We start from the raw sequence: 18819 nt of genomic DNA, 5'->3' as shown, positions 1-18819 counted from the left end.
TTAACCCTAACTCTGTGTTGATGGGTGACTTACTGACAGATACATGAGCCGGACACGCGATCGGAGGTCATGCGATGTCAGTGGTAGCTCTCGCGCCGGAGCGGCCGGCGCTCGTCCTCGACGCTACGGACCGTGCGCCCGCCTTGGCGCGCCGGTATCTCGCCGTGCGGTTCGCCGAGCTGGGGTGCGCCGACGCCTATGTCGGACAAGTGGTGGTTACGGAGTTGGTTACGAATTCCTATAAACACGTCGGATTCGGGCGCATCGTTGTGCGGGTGCTGCCCGAGGCGGACGAAGGGCTCGTGCTCATCGAGGTCGCGGACGACGGGGGCGGGCTGCCCATCGTTCGGGAGGCGGCCGACGACGCGCTGTGTGGGCGCGGGCTACTGCTGATGGTCCGGCTCGTCAGTGACTGGGGCGTCCGGCCGCTGGACGGGGGAGGGAAGGTCGTATGGGCTCGCTGCGCCCGATGAAGGACCGGGCCCAGCGCCGGTTACTGCGGTGGCGCACCCGGTGGGGGCGGGCCACGGCGGTCCGCCACCTCGACCTGCTCGCGACCGCGGCCCAGGCCAAGGGGTACCGGTGCGTCAAGCTCTACCGGACGGAGGAGTACCCGCACTGGCTGCCCATGCTGTGGGTGTTCGCGTTCGGTCCGGAGCACCACGTCAGGGTCGCGGTGCGGGTCCGGGCGGTGCCCGGCGGGACGTGGGCCTACTACGACGCCGCTCGCGGACGGTTCGGCTACCTCGCTCCCTGCGGCGACGTGAAGCACGCGATCGGGCAGGTGGACGCTCTCCTCAAGCACCGCATGTTCCCGTCCACCTGGTAGTCCCTTCCTGTCCATCTGGCGGTCACTGACGCGGGATCATGGGTGCTGGTTGCCAGTGCGCCCAGAGATGGCCAGTGCCTCTCGTGAGTCGGGGAATACAGGTACATCTAGGGATTCGTCCGAACAGGGAGGATCACTGGGGATGAAGAAGCTTCTCGTCGCGGGGGCCGCTGCCGTGCTGGTGGCGGGCGGGGCCGGGGTGGCCATGGCGGTTCCGGCCGAGGCCGCCAGTCCGGTGCAGATCTACCGGGTGTACTACGACTCGCCGGGGAAGGACACGCGGTCGAACGCGTCGCTGAACGGTGAGTGGGTGCAGCTGTTCAACACGTCCACGTCGTCCAAGAACCTCAAGGGCGTGAAGCTCCGCGACAAGACCGGGTACACGTACACCTTCGGCACGTTCACGATTAAGGGCCGCAAGTCCGTGTACGTGCACACGGGGAAGGGCTCCAACAGCGCGACGCAGCGTTACTGGGGACGGTCGCAGTACGTGTGGAACAACACCGGCGACACCGCCTACCTGCTCTACCCGAGCGGTAGCGTCGCGGACAAGTGCTCCTGGGGAAGCTCGGGCTCCTCGAAATACTGCTGAACGGAAGCGCCCGGCTCCGGATGATGCCGGAGCCGGGCGCCGCCCCGCGTCAGGCCGGGGCAGGAGCCGGACGTTCGGTCCACCACGACAGGTTCGCGGTGGCATGGGATGTCGGCTCGATGATTTCCCACGCCTCAGCGATCAGGCCGTCGTCGAGTCGCAGGATGTCGATGACCGCGACTTCCGCCCCCGACTCGGGAAGCCACCGGCGCGTGTGCATCACCACGTGGTCGTCATCGGCCAGCACGTGCCGTATCTCGATGCGCATGTCGGCGAGTGGAACTAGGGCCGCGCCGACCGCGGCCAGCCATTCCGTCTTCGTGGACGACGTCGCGTCCGGCCTGTGGTGGAGGAAGTCGTCGCGAATCAATGGTGCGAGGGCGTCGACGCCGCCCGGCCCCAGCAGTTCGGACAGGGCCTGTTGGACGATGCTCTTGTTATCGCTGCTCATGGACGCAAGGCTTCCCCGGTCCCGGCGGCTTGTCGATGAAATGGCATTTCATGGCGTCCGGCCGTGAGCTGAGTACGCTCGGTGGGCGTGGACACGGTCGGTGAACTCCTGCGGCGGTGGCGGACGCATCGGCGGCTCAGCCAGCTCGATCTCGCGCTCGCCGCCGACGTCTCCGCCCGCCACGTCAGCCTGGTCGAGACCGGGAAGTCGAACCCGAGCGCCGCCATGGTCCTGCGCCTCGCGGACCAGCTCGACGTGCCGCTGCGCGACCGCAACCGGCTGCTGCTCGCGGCTGGATTCGCGCCCCGCTACCCCGAGCGGACCCTCGACGACGACGCGCTCTCGGCGGCCCGGGACGCGGTGGCCAGGGTCCTCCAGGCGCACGAGCCGTATCCGGCGCTCGCGTTCGACCGCCGGTGGAACATCGTGATGACCAACCGCGCCCTCGACCCGTTCCTCGCCCGCGTCCATCCCGACCTCCGGCGGCCGCCGATGAACCTGCTGCGGCTGGGCCTGGATCCGCGCGGGCTCGGTCACATGGTCGCCAACCTGGCGGACGTCCGCGCCGTGTTCCGCTCCCGGATCACACGGCAGCTCGCCTCCGCGCCCGACGCCGAGCTCGCCGCGCTCTACGAGGAACTGCTGGCGACAGTCCCCGAGGAGGACGCGGCGAGCCGGTCGGTCGAGTCCGACGTCCTGATCCCGATGGTCCTGCGCGTCGACGGCCGGGAACTGCGGCTGTTCTCAACGATCACCACGTTCGGCACGCCGATGGACATCACGCTGGACGAGATCGCGATCGAGTCCTACTACCCGGCGGACGCCGAGAGCGCCGCCTACTTCACCGGCCCGCGAGCCGAGTCCGCGAGCACGAACGAGGCTCCTACCGCAGATCGAACTTGACCTTCTCCCCGTCGATGGACGTGACCGTGATCTGGACGCCGCCGATCCGCGCGGTGTCGCCGACCGCGATCGTCGCCGGGCCCGAGCCGTCCGCGGACACCGTGACGCCCCGGTCGCTGATCTCCGAGACGGTGACCTTCGAGTCGTTCAGGTCGACGGTCTGCCCGGCGCCCGAGACGGTCACGTGGCATACGCCGTTCTTGCAGCTGTAGCTGTTGCTCTGGCAGCCGCTGACCAGCAGCGCGCCGCCGAGCGCGAGAACGGCGATGAACGATGCGGGACGAACCACGGAACCCTCCCCGTGCCAACAACCATGTCGCACGGATAGATGCACCGGTCCGCGAACAGGTTCCGGTTCCAGCCGGTAGTGAGGGGGATGTCACGGATTGGACGCCCTCGCCGCGCGAGCATGCGGTCTACCTGCTAGATCACGCCCCCGTCTTGGTGTGCTCGTTGCGCCCGGCCGGGCGGGAGCGCTCCACCGTACGGGTAGACGGGCGTTTCGTGGGAAAGGCGTCCAGTGGCAGGCCGAGACGGTTTTCCGGTGACTGGAGTTTCCGTTGGAGAACAACGGGAAATCTGGCTGCTAGAGGGAACGGAGGCGAATGGCATGGAGGTCGTTCTCGAAATGACCCTGCCGAGGAACGCCGAGAGCGCTCCGCTGGTGCGACACACGCTCGACGCCTCGCTCCGCGGGCTCGGGGTCGCTTCCGAGATCCGTGCCGACATCGCGCTGGCTCTGGGTGAGGCGTGCGCGAACGTCATACAGCACGCGGCGAACGGGCAGGAGTACGAGGTCAGGGCACGGATGGACGGAACGAGGTGCGTCGTCGAGGTCATCGACGGCGGCGTCGCCGAGGAGTTCGACACCATGGAGCCGAGACTCGACACGGGCTGGGAGGTCGCGCAGAGCGCGCCGCTGGCCGAGCACGGACGGGGGCTGCAACTCATGCGCGCGTTCACGGAGGAACTGCGCTTCGCCGATCGCGTCAACCGAGATGGCGCGATCGTCCATTTCGAGAAGTCGCTGGCGAGCTGACGCTATATCGGCCTCTTCGGAGTCGTTAGCGCGGCAGTTTGACCACCGTCACGAAGAAGTCGTCGATGCGGCGGACGACGGAGATGAACTGGTCGAAGTCGACCGGCTTCGTCACATAGGCGTTGGCGTGGGATTGGTAGCTGCGCAGGATGTCCTCGTCGGCCTCGGACGTGGTGAGGATGACGACGGGGATGCTTCGCAGCTCGTCGTCCGCCTTGACCTCGGCCAGCACCTCGAGGCCGCTCTTGAGCGGCAGGTTCAGGTCGAGCAACACGAGGTCGGGACGGGGAACGTCCGCGAACTCGCCCTCCCGGCGCAGGAACGCCATCGCCTGCTCACCGTCGTTGACCACGTGCAGCTTGTTGTTGACCTTGTTGTGCTCGAACGCTTCGACGGTCAGGAGCACGTCGCCGGGGTCGTCCTCGACGAGCAGCACTTCGATGGGGTGCGGCGCTTCACGCATGCTTCCCTCCGTCATCGGATTCGGGTTCGGGTCGGGTTTGGGTCTCGGGTTCGGGTTCGGGCGCAGGTTCGGGTTCGGGTTCGAGGTCGGGCTGGACGGGGAGCGTCCAGCGGAACGTGGTGCCCGCGGCGTCGGCGCCGTCCGTGCGGTCCGGGTCGTCGGTGTCGAGCCAGATCCGGCCGCCGTGGTACTCGACGATCTTCTTGCAGAGGGCGAGGCCGATGCCCGTGCCGGTGTACTCGTCGCGCGGGTGCAGCCGCTGGAAGATCAGGAAGATGCGGTCGGCGTGCCGGGGCTCGATGCCGATCCCGTTGTCGGCGCAGCGGAACTCCCATTCGTCCCCGGCGCGCCGGGCGTCGACGACGACGCGGGGCGGCTCGTCCGGGCGGCGGAACTTGATGGCGTTGCCGACGAGGTTCTGGAACAGCCGGACGAACTGCGCGCGGTCGCCGGACACGCGCGGCAGGTCGCCGACGTCCACCTCGGCGCCCGTCTCCTCGCGCAGCGCGGCGAGGTTGCCGAGCGCCTGCCGCGCGACCTCGTTGAGGTCGACGGCGTCGTCCACGCTCGACACTCGTCCGACCCTGGAGAAGGCCAGCAGGTCGTTGATGAGGGCCTGCATGCGCTTGGCGCCGTCCACGGCGAACTCGATGTACTGGAGGCCGCGGTCGTCGAGCCGGTCGCCGTACCGGCGCTCGATCATCTGGCAGAAGCTCGCGACCTTCCGCAGCGGCTCCTGGAGGTCGTGGGACGCCACGTACGCGAACTGCTCGAGCTCGGCGTTGGACCGGCGCAGCTCCTCGGTCTGCGCGTCGAGCCGGTTCGTCTGCGCGACGCTGGCGCGCCACTCCTCGATGATGCGGTCGCGCATCGCGTCGATGATGACCGCCAGCTCGTTGATCTCGGACGGTCCCGGGACGTCCAGCGGATGCGCGAAGTCCCCCTGCGCCACGGCGCGGACCCGTTCGGTCAGCGTCGACACGGGGGTCAGCACCGTCCGGCGGATCAGCATCGCCAGCGCCAGCGACACCAGCACCACCAGCGCGAGCGCGCCGCCCGTCGACCACAGGGTCGTGCGGGCGCGGGAGCGGAGCGTCGCCACGGTCCGGTCGTGCAGCTCGGCGATGCCGGACTGCAACGGTTCCATGTCGTCGCGCGCCCGGTTCAGGAGCCGCCGCGCCTCCCTGCTCTGGTCGGGCAGGAGGCTCCGCCCGCCCGGCCCCGCCGCGACCTGGTCGGCGAACGCGGCGCGCCACGTCTGCGTGTCGCCCGCGGTGCTGTCCAGGTGGCGGACGACGCTCCCGCTCCCGGCGACCCCGTCGAGCACCTGCCGTATCCGCGCGACGGACGCCGTCTCCTGCTGGACGGCCGCGTGGTACTCGGCGAGACGGTCCTGCCCGCCGTCCAGCGCGTACTCGCGGATCGCGCTGTCCTGGGCGGCGATCGCCGCGGACAGCTTGGACTGCTCCAGCGCCGCCTGGTCGACCTGGTCGATGAGGACGCTCCGCGCGCGCTCGTTCTCGTAGAGGGCCATCCCCGTCTGCGCGAACGCGGCGAGCAGCAGCACTCCGATGACGAGCGAGCCGATCCGGTAGAGCTGGACGAGCCGGATCCGGCCCAGCCCGCTCGGCTCCGGGACGTTCGCCGCCGACAGCACCACGGCGGGCCCCGAATCCCACACCCGCCGCCGCTCGGCCCGCTCGTCCCGCGCCTGCCGCCGCTCCTCCCGGGCCTGCTCCCCCGGAGCCTGCCCGTCCCGCGCCTGCTCGCCCGGCCCCGGGGCCCGCGCGTCCCGCGCCTGCTCGGCCGGGGACCGGTCGTCGGGCGGCTGCTCGTTCCGCCCCTGCTCGTTGGGGGGCGTCTCGTTCGGGGGCATCAGGGCTCGTCCCGGCTGAGCATGAGGATCGCCATGTCGTCGGACAGGACGCCGCCGTTCAGACGTTCCGCCTCCGCGATGAGGCCGTCCAGGAGGATGTCGCCCTGCTGCCCGTCGCCGTGCGCGGCCCGCGCCAGCTCCGTCAACCCGGACAGGTCGAGGTATTCGTCCCCGGCGCGGCCCTCGATCAGGCCGTCGGTGTAGAGCAGCAGGCCCCACGAGTCGCCGAGTTCGAGTTCGAGGCCGGGCCAGTCGGCGCCGGGGAACAGGCCGAGGGCCGGGCCGCGCGGCGCGTCCGGGACGGGCTCCACCCCGTCCGGCCCGAAGAGCAGCGGGCGCGGATGACCGGCCCGGTGCAGCCGCGCCGACCGCCGGTCGGGAGCGATGGTCAGCATGCACACCGTCGTGAAGATCTCGTCGCCCCACCGCTCGTGCTGCAGGACGGCGTCCAGCGTGTCGAGGAGCCGTTCGCCGGTGTGCCCGGCGAGGACGAGCGTCCGCCACGCCATGCGCAGCCGCACCCCGAGCGACGCCTCGTCCGCGCCGTGCCCGCTGACGTCGCCGATCACGGCGTGGACGGCGCCGTCCGCGGTCTGCACGGTGTCGTGGAAGTCGCCGCCGAGCAGCGCGCGGTAGCGGCCCGGCCGGTAGCGGGCGTGGTGGCGCAGGGTGTCGTCCGGCAGGATCGGGACCGGCAGCAGGCCCCGCTCAAGTCGGGCGTTCTCCCTGCTCAGCGCACGTGCCTCGACGAGCTGCCGCTCGGACTCGTCGGCCCGCTTGCGCTCGATCGCGTAGCTGATCGCGCGGGTGAGCAGCGCGCTGTCGATGTCCTGCTTGACGAGGTAGTCCTGCGCGCCGGCGGCGACGGCCTCCACCCCGACGTGCGCGTCGGCGAGGCCGGTCAGCACGAGGACGGCGGTGCCCGGCGCGTGCGCGAGGACCTGGCGGAGCGCGTCGAGGCCGTGCGCGTCCGGCAGCGACAGGTCGACGATCACGCACTGGATCTCCGGGCGGAGCGCGCCGAGCGCCTCGCGTAGCGTGGTCGCGACCGTGATCCGGACGTCGGGCTGCGCCTCGGTCAGCAGGTCCTCGAACAGGATGGCGTCGGCGGGGTCGTCCTCGACGAGGAGTAGGTGCGGGGAAGCGGCGACGCCGAGAAGGCGTTCGGCGCCGCGGCCGTGCATGGCGGTCATGTGTCCGCTCCTTGGGCCCGGCGCGAGACGCGCGGAAATGGGGGGAGGCTGCTCGCCGTCGCGCACAAATATTAAGGGCACACGATCGACGGAATGCACCGGACGCACTGGAAACGGTGGCGCCGCCACACACCTCTTCCGGAAAGACGACGCCCGTCGTGTAACGGCGGCCCGTCCCGCGCCACTACCCCGTGTCAGTCAGAACCCGGAGGGACGGAGGAGCAGGCGGTGGCAGATGAAGCCCCCGACGAGAGACGCTTCACCGCGATCTACGGCGAATGCCGGCAGCGCGTGTGGGCGTACGCCGCCAGCCGCGTCGGACGCCAGGACGCGGACGAGGTGGTGGCCGAGACGTTCACGATCGCGTGGCGGCGGCTCCCCGACGTCCCGGAGCCGCCGCTGCCGTGGCTGCTCGGCGTCGCGCGGAACGTGCTGCGCGCCGGACACCGAGCCGAGGCGCGGCGCGCGGCGTTCGCGGCCGAGCTGGGCAGATGGACGGCGGCGGCCGACCCCGGCGGGGACATCGCCGAGGACGTGACCGACCGGCTCGCCGTCCTGCGCGCGATGGCGGCCCTGCCGGAAGGCGACCAGGAGATCCTCGTCCTGATCGCGTGGCAGGGGTTGTCGCCGCGCGACGCGGCCCGCGTGGTCGGCTGCTCACCGGCCGCGCTGCGCGTCCGGCTGCACCGCGCCCGGCGCCGCCTGGTCCGCGCCGCGGAAGAAACACACGACACACCGCAGGAACGCCCCAGAAGGGCCACGGGACGACGGCCGCAAGGGCACCGCACGATGCCCGCCGGGACACCGGCGAGCGCCCACGAGGGGCCGCACGGACAGCACACGGTGGCTGCCGGGGCGCCAGCGGACGCCTACGACGCGCCGTCGGGGCAGCGCACGGTGCCCGCGGGGGCGGCGGAAGGTGCGCGGGAGGTACCGCGGGGGCGGCGTGCGAGGGCCGCCGGGGCGGCGCCTGCGGTGGTCAATGGGACGCCCGCCGGGACGCGGGTCGGGATCGTCGGTAAGGAGATGTCATGAAGGACGCGATGCGGACGCTGCGGGACGCGCGTCCCGCCGAACTGGACCCGGCCGCGCCGCTCGACGAGCGGGTGCGGCATGCCGAACTGGCACAGGCGATGGCGACGGTCTCGCGGGGCGAGGCCCCTGTGCGGGCGGTGGTCCCGGACCGGCGGAGGCGGGTGCGCCCGGTGTGGGGGCTCGGGCTCGCCGGGGCGGTCGCGGCGGGGGCCGTGGCGGCGGTGACGCTCGTCCCGACGGGCGGGGACGGCCCGGCGCGGCACGCCCCCGGCGCGGGCGCCGAGCAGGTGATCGACGTGAAGACCGTCCTGCTGACGGCGGCGGACAAGGCGGCCGGGCAGCCCGACAAGGTGCGGACCTACTGGCACGACCGGACGATCGCGTCCCACTACTACCGGGTGGGCAAGGGCGACGCGGCCTACACCGTCGTCATGCGGCAGATGGAGGAGGGCTGGGTGCCGAGCAGCCCGACCGGCCGGATGTGGGGCGCCGTCCACCAGCTCGACGTGAAGCCCGCGACGATGCGGGACGCGCAGGCGTGGCAGCGCGCCGGTTCGCCGACCACCTTCAACGTGCAGGTCTCGATCACCCCCGGGAACAAGTTCCGCAAGCCGCTCGTGCTCCGCGCGGCGCCCAGCGAGCGCAGGCTCAGCAGCAGCCCGCTGAAGGACGGCACGATCTTCTGGCTCGGCCGGAACGTGACCATGAAGGACCTGCGGTCGCTGCCGTCCGACCCGGCGAAGCTCAAGGCCGAACTGCTGCGCGGGTACAAGGGCCACAGCACCGAGGGCGACGTCCCGATGGGGGCGGACGCGTGGCTGTTCGAGGTGGCGCGCGGCGTGGTGGGCATGCCGGTGAAGCCCGCGGTGCGGTCGGCCGCCTTCCGGGTGCTGGCCGGGCTGCCGCAGGTGAAGTCGATCGGGAAGGTCACCGACTCGGAGGGGCGCAAGGGCGACGCCGTCGCCGTGGACGAGCGGACGGACGCCGGAGTGATCCGCCATCGGGTGGTGCTCGACCTGTCCACGGGAACCGCGCTGGCCTTCGACAGCATCCTGTTGAAGCCCTCGGCCGGAGCCGAGTTCAAGGCCGGTCAGGTCCTTAACTCGATGGTCGGGGTCACCGCGGAATGGACTGACGCGCAGCCCAAGTGACCGTGTTACGGAAGGGGACGGCGCCCACCCGGTGCCGTCCCTTTCGCGTCGCCCTTGGAGGAGCGTTCGGGGCGCGTGCGGGTCGTGTTCGAGTCGTCGCGGGGACGTGTCGTGTCATTGGGGCGAGTCATTGGGGCGAGGGGTCGTTAGTGTTCGGGATGTGATCAGGCGCTTTTGGGTGTGCGGCGGGCCGTTTTCTGGGCGGCCCGCCGCTGCGTGCCGGCGGACCGCGCGCGGTTGAGGCTTTCCCTGACCTTCGCGGCGCCGCGGGACGCGGTGGCGGAGTCCTTCACGCGCCCCGCGTAAACCGCGAGCACTTCGGCGACGGGCGGCGGCTGCCATTCCTCCTTCGGCGTGATCGGCACGACGGGGATCGGTGGGACGGCGGAGTTTCCGGACGCGGGGTTTCCGGGCACGGGGACGAGCGCGAGATGCGATTGGCAGTGCGGGCACTGCACCCCCGGATGGGTGTCTCTGCTCATAACAAGAATGATTACCCATGGGTCTGACAAAACAAGGCCGCGCCTCATTTCGCCGAACCCGGAGGGGCCCGCACCGGCGAGTTATGTTCGGGGAACGCTCAAGTAGGGGACGATCTCCTGCTCATTGTCGTGACCCAGCAGCGTCGCCCCGCAGCAGACGAGCGCCACGATGAAGGCGAGCCAGGCGACGGCCCGTCCGGCCCGCAGCCCGTAACCGCAGGTGACCCACATGAGGTGCAGCCCCCAGCGCCGCCACGGGACGGGCTCGCTGTGTCGCCGCAGCTCAAGCGCGTTGTACCGGAAGTCGCGGGAGAGCCGGCCGTGCCCGGAGTCGGCGGCGGCCCGCGCGAGGTCCCAGTACAGCGCGGCGAGCCGCGCGCCGGACGCCGGCGGCCGGAGGTGGGCGAGGTCGTCGGCGAGGACGGCGCGGCCCGGCGAGCGGCGCGGCCAGGTCCGGCCGGGCGTCCGCGCGAACGCGCAGCCGCCGGTGAGGTGCAGCGCGTCCGGCCGCCGCAGGCCGAGGAAGGCGCAGTCGCTCAGGTCGACGCCGTCGAGACGCACCCGCTTCGCGTCGACCCGCCGCAGCGACGTCACCCGGACCGTTCCGAAAGCCCGCCCCGCCCCGGCGCCCTCGCCGAACGGCCCGTCACCGGCGCCCGTCCGAACGTCCGCCCCGGCACCCGTCCCAACGCCCGTCCCAACGCCCGTCCCAACGCTCGTCCGGGCGCCCGTCCCAACGCTCAGGCCGACCGGGCGGCGGGGGGAGGCGGTGGCCCAGGCGGGTTCGGGGAGGCCCTGGATGGGGTGGGCGAGGGCGCGGACGGACGCCGTCCCGTCGAAGACGGCGTCCTCCAGGTCGAGTTCGGCGTGCCGGAGCCGGAAGTCGGCCTCCCCGTGGACGGCCGCGCCGTGCGCCGTGACCTGCCGCGCCGACGCGTGGACGCGGAGCCCGCCGTGCGCGGTGACGTCGGCGAGCCCGATCCGGCCGCCCGCGACGAGGGGGCCGAGCCAGAGCCCCTGGCGGAACTTCGTCCGCTCGAAGCGGGCGTGCCGGGCGACCTGGACGCGCCGGAACGACACGGCCCCGCCGAAGCACGCGGCCTGCATGGCGGCGTCCCGGCCGAACTTGGCACGGTCGAAACAGGCGGCGCCCATGAACACGGCCCGCCGGAAGGAGGCGTCGGCGTTCCAGGCGGCCTCGCCGAACAGGACGTCCCCGGCGAACACGGCCTCCTCGAACGAGGTGTGCTGGTGGAACCGCACGCCGTGGAAGGAGACGTTGCGGCCGAACCGCGCGCCCCGGAACGAGACGTGCCCGAAGAACCGCGCGTCGAAGAAGGACGCGGCGCCGAGGAAGCAGGCGCCGTCGAACGAGCTGTCGCCCTCGACGCAGAAGCCGCGCAGCCCGGCGTCGGTCGGCAGGACCGCGCCGTCGAACCGCGTCCGGCCGAGGTGGGGGCGGCCGTCGGGCCCGGTGACGGCGTCGAGGACGGCGTCCAGCAGCCAGGCGGGGATCGTGACCCCGCGCAGGTCGAGGTCGCCCCCGGGACGCAGCGACGCCACGAACCGCTCGAAGTCGCGGGGACGCAGATGGGCGGGGCAGCGCCCGGAGGATCCGGAGGTGCGTCCGGTGCATCCGTCGACGGCAGAGCAGCGCGGCCAGAAGACGGCGGTCGTGTACGGCGACGAGGGCTCGTGAGAGGTCACGGTTTCGTTCTACCCACGGGGCCTTACCGAGTGAAGCCCTCCAGGTGGCCAGGTCGGTACTCCCCCACGGTGACCTCGCGCGGCGTAATGTGTGGATTTGTGGGGGAGCGCAGCCGGTGGGTCGCGGACGTCGACGCCCATCCCGGGGAAGCGCCCGATCTCGCCCGCGCCCTTCTCGACCGTCTCGTGGGCGCCGGGATCGTGGTCGCGGACCGGACCGACTGCGTGCTCGGCGACGTCCCCGGCGGCCACGCGCCCGGCCCCGCCGCCACCACGGTCCTCGCGGGTGACCTGGGCGGATTCCCCGACGTGTGGCCGAACGGCCTGGAGGTGGACGTCGGCCGCAGCGCCTTCTACGGAACGGTCCGGGAGGACGACCGGGTCGCCTGCCCGAACTGCGACGCCTGGCTGCCGTTCGAGGTCGTCCTCGCGGAGGTGGAGGAGTGGCTGGAGGGCGGCCCGGGGTCGCTCGTCTGCGCCCGCTGCGGCGCCCGGACTGCCCTGAATGGCTGGATCTGGCCGACCTCGTGCGCGTTCGCGGAGCTGGGCCTGCGCTTCTGGAACTGGCCGCGGCTCTCCGACGCCTTCGTGGCGGAGCTGGCCGGACGGCTCGGCCACCGCCTGATCACGGGCGAGTCCGCACCGTAGTGGGTCGCGATCGCCGCCGGGTACGCCGAGTGAACTGCGGGAACTCCGGGAACGATCGGAGAGTCGGATACGTGGGCGTAACAACCGAGTTCGACTGCCGTTCACTTTCCTTGGAGAAAATTCCGGCATGACCGTCAATCCAGGACATCTCCCTCGCGCTGCCGAGGCGCTGCCCGACGACCGCTTCCTCGACCGGGAGGAGAGCTGGCTCAGATTCAACCAGCGTGTTCTGGAGCTGGCCGAGGATCCGACGCTGCCGCTGCTGGAGCGCGTCCGGTTCCTGTCGATCTTCGCCAGCAACCTGGACGAGTTCTTCATGGTCCGCGTCGCCGGGCTCGCCCGCCGGATGGCGACCGGGCTCGCCGTCCAGTCCGCGAGCGGGCGGCAGCCGCGCGAGGTGCTCCAGCGCACCGGCGAGGTCGCGCACGAGCTGATGCTGCGGCACGCCGCCGTCTTCCGCGACGAGGTCCAGCCCGCGCTCGGCGACGAGGGCATCGACATCCTGCGCTGGGACGAGCTGGCCGAGACCGAGCAGGAGCGGCTGCGCCGCCTGTTCCGCGACCGGATATACCCCGTCCTCACGCCGCTCGTCGTCGACTCCGCGCACCCGTTCCCGTACATCTCGGGGCTGTCGCTGAACCTCGCGGTGATCGTCCGGGACCCGGAGACGGACGCGACGATGTTCGCCCGCGTCAAGGTGCCGCCGCTCCTGCCGCGCTTCATCGAGGCGTCCCCGGACCGGTTCACCCCGCTGGAGGACGTGATCGCGGCCCATCTCGGCCAGCTGTTCGTCGGGATGGAGGTCGTCGAGCACCACGCCTTCCGCGTCACCCGCAACCAGGACCTGGAGATCGACGACGACATCAGCGAGGGCCTCCTCCAGGCGCTGGAGCGGGAGCTGCTGCGCCGCCGGTTCGGCCCGGTCGTCCGCCTTGAGGTGGAGGAGTCGATCTCCGCCGGGGTGCTGGAGCTGCTCACGTCCGAGCTGGCGGTGGACGAGGGCCAGATCTACCGCGTCGGCGGCCCGCTCGACCTCGGCGGGCTCGCCGCCATCGCCGACCTCGACCGGCCGGAGCTCAAATATCCCCCTTTCGTCCCGTCGAAGGAGGCGCTGCCGGAGGATGCGAGCATCTTCAGCGCGATCCGTGAGCGGGACGTGCTCGTCCACCACCCCTACGACTCGTTCACGACGACCGTCCAGCGGCTGATCGAGGACGCGGCCACCGACCCGCGCGTCCTCGCGATCAAGCAGACGCTGTACCGGACGTCCGGCGACTCCCCGATCGTGGACGCGCTGATGGCCGCCGCCGAGGCGGGCAAGCAGGTCGTGGTCGTCGTCGAGCTGAAGGCCCGGTTCGACGAGCGCGCCAACATCGCCTGGGCGCGGAAGCTGGAGACGGCGGGCTGCCACGTCGTCTACGGGTTCGTCGGGTTGAAGACGCACTGCAAGCTGGCGCTGATCGTCCGGCAGGACGCGGAGGGGCAGCTCCGCCGGTACTGCCACATCGGCACCGGCAACTACCACCCGAAGACCGCCCGCCTCTACGAGGACTTCGGGCTCCTCACCGCTGACCCCGAGGTCGGCGAGGACGTCAGCGCCCTGTTCAACCACCTCACCGGCTACTCGCGGCAGAGCTCCTACCACCGGCTGCTCGTCGCGCCGAACAGCCTGCGGTCGGGGCTCGTCCAGCGGATCGAGCACGAGATCGACAACCACCGGGCTGGGCATTCCGCGCGGATCAGGATCAAGTGCAACTCGCTGGTGGACGAGGTGATCACCGACGCGCTGTACCGGGCGTCGCGGGCCGGGGTGCCGGTGGACGTCTGGGTCCGCGGGATCTGCGCGCTGCGTCCCGGCGTGCCCGGGTTGTCGGAGACCGTCCGGGTGCGGAGCGTCCTCGGCCGGTTCCTGGAGCACTCCCGCGTGTTCGCGTTCGAGAACGGCGGCGAGCCGGAGGTGTGGATCGGCAGCGCCGACCTCATGCACCGCAACCTGGACCGCCGCGTCGAGGCGCTCGTCACCGTCACCGACCGGGCGCAGCGCGACGACCTGCTCGCCCTGCTCGACCGGGCCATGGACGCGAGCACCCACGCGTGGGCGCTCGACGCCGACGGCGCCTGGACGCGGCTCACCCCGCGGCCCGGCGAGGTCATGCTCGACATCCAGACCCACCTGGTGAAGAGCCGCCGGTGGAGGACCGTCGATGGCTGACGTCATCCGGGCGGCGGGCGCGCTGCTCTGGCGGGACGGCCCGCTGGGCGAGGCCGAGTTCGCGGTGGTCCACCGGCCGCGCTACGACGACTGGTCGTTCCCCAAGGGGAAGGTCGACAGGGGCGAGCACGTGCTGGCGGCGGCCGTCCGGGAGATCGAGGAGGAGACCGGGATCGTGCCCCGGCTCGGCCGCAGGCTCCCGACCAGCACGTATCCCGTCCGGGACCGGACGAAGCAGGTCGACTACTGGGCGGCGCGCCCGCTCGCCGGGGGCGCGTTCACGCCGAACGACGAGGTGGACGAGCTGGCCTGGCTCCCGGCCGCCGAGGCGGAGGAGAGGCTCAGCTACGGGCACGACGTCGACCTGCTGCGCGAGTTCCTGAACGGGCCGCTGCACACCACGCCGTTCGTGATCCTGCGGCACGCGTCGGCGGGGGAGAAGCTCCACTGGCGTGAGGCGGACGAACTGCGGCCCCTGGACGCGGCGGGCCGCGCGGAGGCCGTCCAACTGGCCGGGCTGCTGCACGTCTTCGGGCCGTCCCGGCTGGTCAGCTCGGCGACGGCGCGGTGCGCGGAGACCGTCCTGCCCTACGCGCGGCGGCTGCGGGAGCCGGTCGTCACGGACACGGCGTTCACGGTCGGGGACACCGGCCCGGACCGGGCCGTCGGGACGCTGCTCGGCCTGGTCGCGGACGGCGTCCCCGCCGTCGTCTGCACGCACGGCGAGATCGTCTCCACGCTCGTCACCGGCCTGTGCAAGGCGCTCGGCCAGAAGGTCCCGGACGACCCGGGTCTGGGAAAGGCGGAATTCTGGGTGGCGCACGTGAGCGACGGTTCAATGGCCGCCCTCGAACGCCACCGCCCTAGAACGACGGACCCAAAGTCTGCGACCACGTAGTGGACAGGCGGCCCTTCGCCGCCTCCGCCTCGCATTCCTCTTTCCCGTAGAGGACGCCCAGCGTGAACGCCTCGGCCGGGATGTTCGTGCGCTTGGCGGCGGCCTCCAGGTGCTCCATGGCGATCACGCCGTCCTGGTGGTCGCCGAGCACCTCCTGGATGCGCTTGGCGTCCTTGACCACCCGTCTCGCCGCCACGCCCAGCACCGGCACGGCCAGCTCGGCGGCGTAGCGCGCCCGCTTGGCGGCCTTCCTGGTCTCGTGCCGCGCGAGGTCGGGATCGTTGGACGTCCTGATCGAGTGGTAGTCCTTGGCCATCCGCGTCCACGCCCGCGTGACGAGACCCGGCAGCTCCTTGCGGGCCTTTCTGTCCGCCATCCCCGCGAGGGGCGGATCGAGGACGAGCTGGTCGAGCTCGTCGAGGAGCGCGAAGTACCTTGCGCTCTTCAAATGCGCGTTGAGGCGGCGGTAGGCGGCCTGCTCCTGCTGGTTCAGATCGTCCAGCAGAAAGGCCGGCGCGCCCGCGAAACGCATTCTCAGCACTTCCCGGTCGCGGACTTCGCCGAGCACTTCGGCGAGCCACCGCAGTTCGGGGTTGAGGGGCGCCGTCCGCTCCGCGTCCAGGACGGGCCGGTAGCTGCGCAGCGCGCTCCGCAGCCGCCGCACCGCCACCCGCATCCGGTGGACGGCGTCGTCCTCGGCGAGCCGTGCCTTCGGGTCGAACGCCAGCACCGCGTCGACCTGCTCGGCGAGGTAGGCGAGGACGACCTCGCCGGTCGTCACCGCGGGGCCCTTGCCGTTCGAGGTGGCCGCCGCGACCCGCGACCGCGCCGCCGCCCGCGCCGCGGCCGCCGCCGACGGCGTCACCGCGCCGCCGAGCAGCCGCCCGAGCTTCGACGACGACGCGGCTCGTCGCGCGCCGCACTTGCGCAGCCGCTTCCCGGTCGCCTTCATGAGCTCCGGCGTCCCGCCGCCGCCGAGCTCGACCTCGACCTCGCGCCACCGGTCGGGTTCGGCGCCCGCCCCGGCCCGCCCGGTGACCAGGTCGTCGGCGATCTCCGCCAGCTCGCGGCCGTCCGCGTCGTACAGCCGGACGACCGTCCGGCCGGTGTCGAGCGTCGCGACCGGCCCCAGCTCCGCGCCCCGCGTATAGGCCGCGACCAGCGCGGACAGCCGCGTCGGCACCACGCTCGGACGCCCCAGCGGCGCCCGCAGCTCCTGCTTGCTGTCCGGACCGGCGGGCATCTTGAGATGCCAGCCCGCGTCCGTCCCGCCGCGGCGGCGGCGCAACGTGATCCCGTGCGCGGCGAGCCGGAAATCGGCGGTGTCGTAGTAGGTCGCGTACAGTTCGTGCGCCTCGGGCGTCCCCGTGGAGGCCACGTCCGGCAGCCCGTCCAGATCCGGCAGGACGAAGTCGGACGCGGCGTCGTACTTCTGCTCAATCTCCAGATGCCTTTCGGCCACGCTTCAGCTCCTCCAGGAAGGGGTCCGGCATCGCTCCACACCCAAGTGACAAGGATTCCACGGCAAGGTGAACAGCAACAGAAAAGTGAGGGTCGAGGCCGCCCGCCTAGCATGCACAGGTGCGAACACTGGTGCTCTGGGACATCGACCACACCCTCGTTAACGCCGGCGGCCTCAGCGGCGAGATCTACGCGTCCGTCTTCCACCGCCTGATCGGCCGCGTCCCCGCCAAGATCGCGCCCATGGCCGGACGCACCGACCGGGCCATCACCGCCGAGACCCTGGACCACCACGGCGTGACCCCGACACCGTCCCTGACCTCGTCCTTCCTGGACGCCCTGGCCTCGACGTTCGAGGCCCGCCGCGCCGAACTGCCCGCCCGGGGCCACGTCCTCCCCGGCGCCCGCGCCGCCCTGAAGACCCTCGCCGCCCGTCCCGACGTGATCCAGTCAGCGCTGACGGGCAACGCGCGCCGGATCGCCGAATGCAAACTGACCGCCTTCGGCCTCACCGACTTCTTCGACCTCGACGCCGGCGCCTACGGCGAGGACGCTCTCGAACGCCCGCCGTTGGTGAAACTCGCCCAGCACCGCGCGTCCCGCCAATACGGAGAGCAATTCACGGCGTCCAACACCGTCCTGATAGGCGACACTCCCCACGACGTCCGCGCGGCCCACGAAGGTGGCGCCCACGTAGTAGCCGTGGCAACCGGCACAACCCCAGCCGCCGCCCTACGCCTCTCAGGCGCCGAATCAGTCCTCCCCGACCTCTCCGACACCCCGGGAGTAATAGCCGCCATCCTCCGCACCTGACCTGTCGTCCAGCCGGTTGCCCGCCACCGGAAGCGGGGGCCGATGGATCCAGGCGGCAAGGTCCGCGGGCACGCATTCGGCGACCCGGGCGGCGTACCGGGGAAGCTCCTCCTCGCTGAGGACCTGCCGCCACTGGCCCGTTGATCCGCTGTGGAAGAACTGGCTGTGGTCGTGGTAGAAGCCGTCGTGGCTGGCTTCGGGCGCGAGTTCACCGGCCCGGCCCTTCATGGCCGCGAACGTCGCGGCTTGGACCAGGTCCGGCCAGGCTGTCTCGGTGATGGCGATCCCGAGTCGGGCCGCTATGTAGCGCATCTGCCCTTCGAGGTCGTCAAGGAGGTCCTCGTAGCGCAGCAGCACGATGTTCGGCTGGTCGCGGACCTGCCAGAACGTGTCCAGATGGTGAAGCATGATCTCCAGGTCGGACACGGCCTTCCCGGGCGCGGCCGGATTGACCCAGGACCAGAAGCGCTCGCGCGCGGTCCCGCTCGGCTGGGTCGGAGCGGAGGCCAGCAACTCGTCAAGGACCGCGGCGCCCACGGCATCCTCCCGCAATGCGAGGGACACGGCCCGGTCGGTGTTGCCGGCATGGCTGTCCAGGGACACGGCCACATCCCGGGGGTCCCGGCTTGCGCAGAGGTAGGTGACTCGTTCGTCGAAGGGCAATCCGTCCAGGGGCGCATGGGTCTTGATGAACCGCCGGTGCGCCTGTGCCTCGAGGTCCGCCAGCACTTCGGTGAGCGGGCGCAGCAGGACGTCCAGCCACGGTGAGATCTGGTCGAGCGGCCGGTCGAATGTCGCGCTCTTGAAGATCTCCAGGGCGCAGATCATCTGCAGCCAGGTCGTGCCGCACTTCGCCGGAGTGCTGATCACGATGTCGCCGGGACGGAACACGAACCCGTCCCAGCGGCCCGAGTCCGTATAGGAGGTCTGGTAGCGAACGCGTTCCCCCAAGCCCATGCGCGGAGAATGGCGGCAACCAGATCGGCCCGTCAACCATGCCGTGAGCAGGAACGCTTCAAAGGTGGGTTGGGCCCGTTGCCTACTCGCGGGATCAGGCCGCTGCGCG

At 71.5% G+C, this 18819-nt stretch carries 20 protein-coding genes; 11 read left to right on the top strand and 9 right to left on the bottom strand.

All coding sequences use genetic code 11. The features are described 5' to 3' along the window. Nucleotides 1-74 precede the first annotated feature (74 nt). From FXF65_RS02980 to FXF65_RS02970, 3 genes are all read left to right on the top strand, one after another. Nucleotides 75-473: an ATP-binding protein gene (locus FXF65_RS02980; protein WP_148348096.1), complete on the top strand. Its 399-nt coding sequence runs from the start codon at nt 75-77 to the stop codon at nt 471-473. Then, a complete protein-coding gene (locus FXF65_RS02975) occupies nt 452-829 on the top strand; it encodes a hypothetical protein (RefSeq protein ID WP_148348095.1) in 378 nt (125 codons plus the stop codon). The genes FXF65_RS02980 and FXF65_RS02975 overlap by 22 nt, the downstream gene beginning before the upstream one ends. A gap of 142 nt (nt 830-971) precedes the next feature. Then, on the top strand, nt 972-1421 hold the full coding sequence (locus tag FXF65_RS02970; RefSeq protein WP_246198310.1) for a lamin tail domain-containing protein: 450 nt from the start codon (nt 972-974) through the stop codon (nt 1419-1421). A gap of 49 nt (nt 1422-1470) precedes the next feature. Here the strand turns inward: FXF65_RS02970 and FXF65_RS02965 are convergent, their stop codons facing one another. After that, nucleotides 1471-1872 (bottom strand): nuclear transport factor 2 family protein, encoded by a 402-nt coding sequence (locus tag FXF65_RS02965; RefSeq protein ID WP_148348094.1) that lies wholly within the window; start codon nt 1870-1872, stop codon nt 1471-1473. Between the two features lie 87 nt (nt 1873-1959). On the opposite strand from FXF65_RS02965, the gene FXF65_RS02960 reads away from it, so the two are divergent. Beyond that, nucleotides 1960-2775 (top strand): helix-turn-helix domain-containing protein, encoded by an 816-nt coding sequence (locus FXF65_RS02960; RefSeq protein WP_148348093.1) that lies wholly within the window; start codon nt 1960-1962, stop codon nt 2773-2775. On the opposite strand, the gene FXF65_RS02955 is transcribed toward FXF65_RS02960, so the two are convergent. After that, the gene (locus FXF65_RS02955) at nt 2756-3064 is read right to left on the bottom strand and encodes a hypothetical protein (protein WP_148348092.1); all 309 of its coding nucleotides are present in this window, start codon (nt 3062-3064) and stop codon (nt 2756-2758) included. The genes FXF65_RS02960 and FXF65_RS02955 overlap by 20 nt on opposite strands. A 321-nt stretch (nt 3065-3385) precedes the next feature. Here FXF65_RS02955 and FXF65_RS02950 point away from each other — a divergent pair, with 321 nt between their 5' ends. Then, nucleotides 3386-3814 carry an ATP-binding protein gene (locus tag FXF65_RS02950; RefSeq protein WP_148348091.1) on the top strand — a complete coding sequence of 143 codons (429 nt, stop codon included), beginning with the start codon at nt 3386-3388 and terminating at the stop codon, nt 3812-3814. A gap of 25 nt (nt 3815-3839) precedes the next feature. On the opposite strand, the gene FXF65_RS02945 is transcribed toward FXF65_RS02950, so the two are convergent. From FXF65_RS02945 to FXF65_RS02930, 3 genes are read right to left on the bottom strand one after another with little or no spacing between them, the layout of a single operon-like run. Continuing rightward, a complete protein-coding gene (locus FXF65_RS02945; protein ID WP_148348090.1) occupies nt 3840-4277 on the bottom strand; it encodes a response regulator in 438 nt (145 codons plus the stop codon). Next, entirely contained in the window at nt 4270-6153 is a 1884-nt protein-coding gene (locus FXF65_RS02940; RefSeq protein ID WP_187412055.1) for a sensor histidine kinase, read from the bottom strand. The genes FXF65_RS02945 and FXF65_RS02940 overlap by 8 nt, the downstream gene beginning before the upstream one ends. Beyond that, on the bottom strand, nt 6153-7346 hold the full coding sequence (locus tag FXF65_RS02930; RefSeq protein WP_148348089.1) for a PP2C family protein-serine/threonine phosphatase: 1194 nt from the start codon (nt 7344-7346) through the stop codon (nt 6153-6155). Before FXF65_RS02930 ends, FXF65_RS02940 begins: the two co-directional genes overlap by 1 nt. Before the next feature lie 228 nt (nt 7347-7574). Here FXF65_RS02930 and FXF65_RS02925 point away from each other — a divergent pair, with 228 nt between their 5' ends. Both FXF65_RS02925 and FXF65_RS02920 read left to right on the top strand, forming a co-directional pair. Next, nucleotides 7575-8381 (top strand): RNA polymerase sigma factor, encoded by an 807-nt coding sequence (locus FXF65_RS02925; RefSeq protein WP_246198309.1) that lies wholly within the window; start codon nt 7575-7577, stop codon nt 8379-8381. Then, nucleotides 8378-9532 (top strand): CU044_5270 family protein, encoded by a 1155-nt coding sequence (locus FXF65_RS02920; RefSeq protein ID WP_148348088.1) that lies wholly within the window; start codon nt 8378-8380, stop codon nt 9530-9532. Before FXF65_RS02925 ends, FXF65_RS02920 begins: the two co-directional genes overlap by 4 nt. Nucleotides 9533-9696: 164 nt before the next feature. On the opposite strand, the gene FXF65_RS02915 is transcribed toward FXF65_RS02920, so the two are convergent. Continuing rightward, nucleotides 9697-10014 carry a hypothetical protein gene (locus FXF65_RS02915; RefSeq protein ID WP_148348087.1) on the bottom strand — a complete coding sequence of 106 codons (318 nt, stop codon included), beginning with the start codon at nt 10012-10014 and terminating at the stop codon, nt 9697-9699. A gap of 81 nt (nt 10015-10095) precedes the next feature. Next, a complete protein-coding gene (locus FXF65_RS02910) occupies nt 10096-11721 on the bottom strand; it encodes a pentapeptide repeat-containing protein (protein WP_148348086.1) in 1626 nt (541 codons plus the stop codon). Nucleotides 11722-11820: 99 nt separating this feature from the next. Between FXF65_RS02910 and FXF65_RS02905 the strand changes: the two genes are divergently transcribed. The 3 genes from FXF65_RS02905 (at nt 11821) to FXF65_RS02895 (ending at nt 15479) form a co-directional block, all read left to right on the top strand. Continuing rightward, the gene (locus FXF65_RS02905; RefSeq protein WP_148348085.1) at nt 11821-12369 is read left to right on the top strand and encodes a hypothetical protein; all 549 of its coding nucleotides are present in this window, start codon (nt 11821-11823) and stop codon (nt 12367-12369) included. Nucleotides 12370-12496: 127 nt separating this feature from the next. Continuing rightward, nucleotides 12497-14581, top strand: coding sequence for an RNA degradosome polyphosphate kinase (locus FXF65_RS02900; RefSeq protein WP_148348084.1), 2085 nt, complete (start codon nt 12497-12499; stop codon nt 14579-14581). After that, on the top strand, nt 14574-15479 hold the full coding sequence (locus FXF65_RS02895) for an NUDIX hydrolase (protein ID WP_148348083.1): 906 nt from the start codon (nt 14574-14576) through the stop codon (nt 15477-15479). Before FXF65_RS02900 ends, FXF65_RS02895 begins: the two co-directional genes overlap by 8 nt. On the opposite strand, the gene FXF65_RS02890 is transcribed toward FXF65_RS02895, so the two are convergent. Continuing rightward, nucleotides 15445-16941 (bottom strand): CYTH and CHAD domain-containing protein, encoded by a 1497-nt coding sequence (locus FXF65_RS02890; protein WP_148348082.1) that lies wholly within the window; start codon nt 16939-16941, stop codon nt 15445-15447. The genes FXF65_RS02895 and FXF65_RS02890 overlap by 35 nt on opposite strands. A 119-nt stretch (nt 16942-17060) precedes the next feature. On the opposite strand from FXF65_RS02890, the gene FXF65_RS02885 reads away from it, so the two are divergent. Next, nucleotides 17061-17753 carry an HAD family hydrolase gene (locus FXF65_RS02885; RefSeq protein WP_148348081.1) on the top strand — a complete coding sequence of 231 codons (693 nt, stop codon included), beginning with the start codon at nt 17061-17063 and terminating at the stop codon, nt 17751-17753. On the opposite strand, the gene FXF65_RS02880 is transcribed toward FXF65_RS02885, so the two are convergent. Further along, nucleotides 17694-18710, bottom strand: a complete 1017-nt coding sequence (locus FXF65_RS02880) for a sulfotransferase domain-containing protein (protein ID WP_148348080.1) — start codon at nt 18708-18710, stop codon at nt 17694-17696. The genes FXF65_RS02885 and FXF65_RS02880 overlap by 60 nt on opposite strands. Nucleotides 18711-18819: the final 109 nt, after the last annotated feature.

It is taken from the genome of Actinomadura syzygii, assembly GCF_008085905.1.
Lineage (GTDB): Bacteria > Actinomycetota > Actinomycetes > Streptosporangiales > Streptosporangiaceae > Spirillospora > Spirillospora syzygii.
The sequence above is the reverse complement of the archived record's forward strand: the minus strand, read 5'-3'. Positions and strand labels throughout refer to the sequence as shown.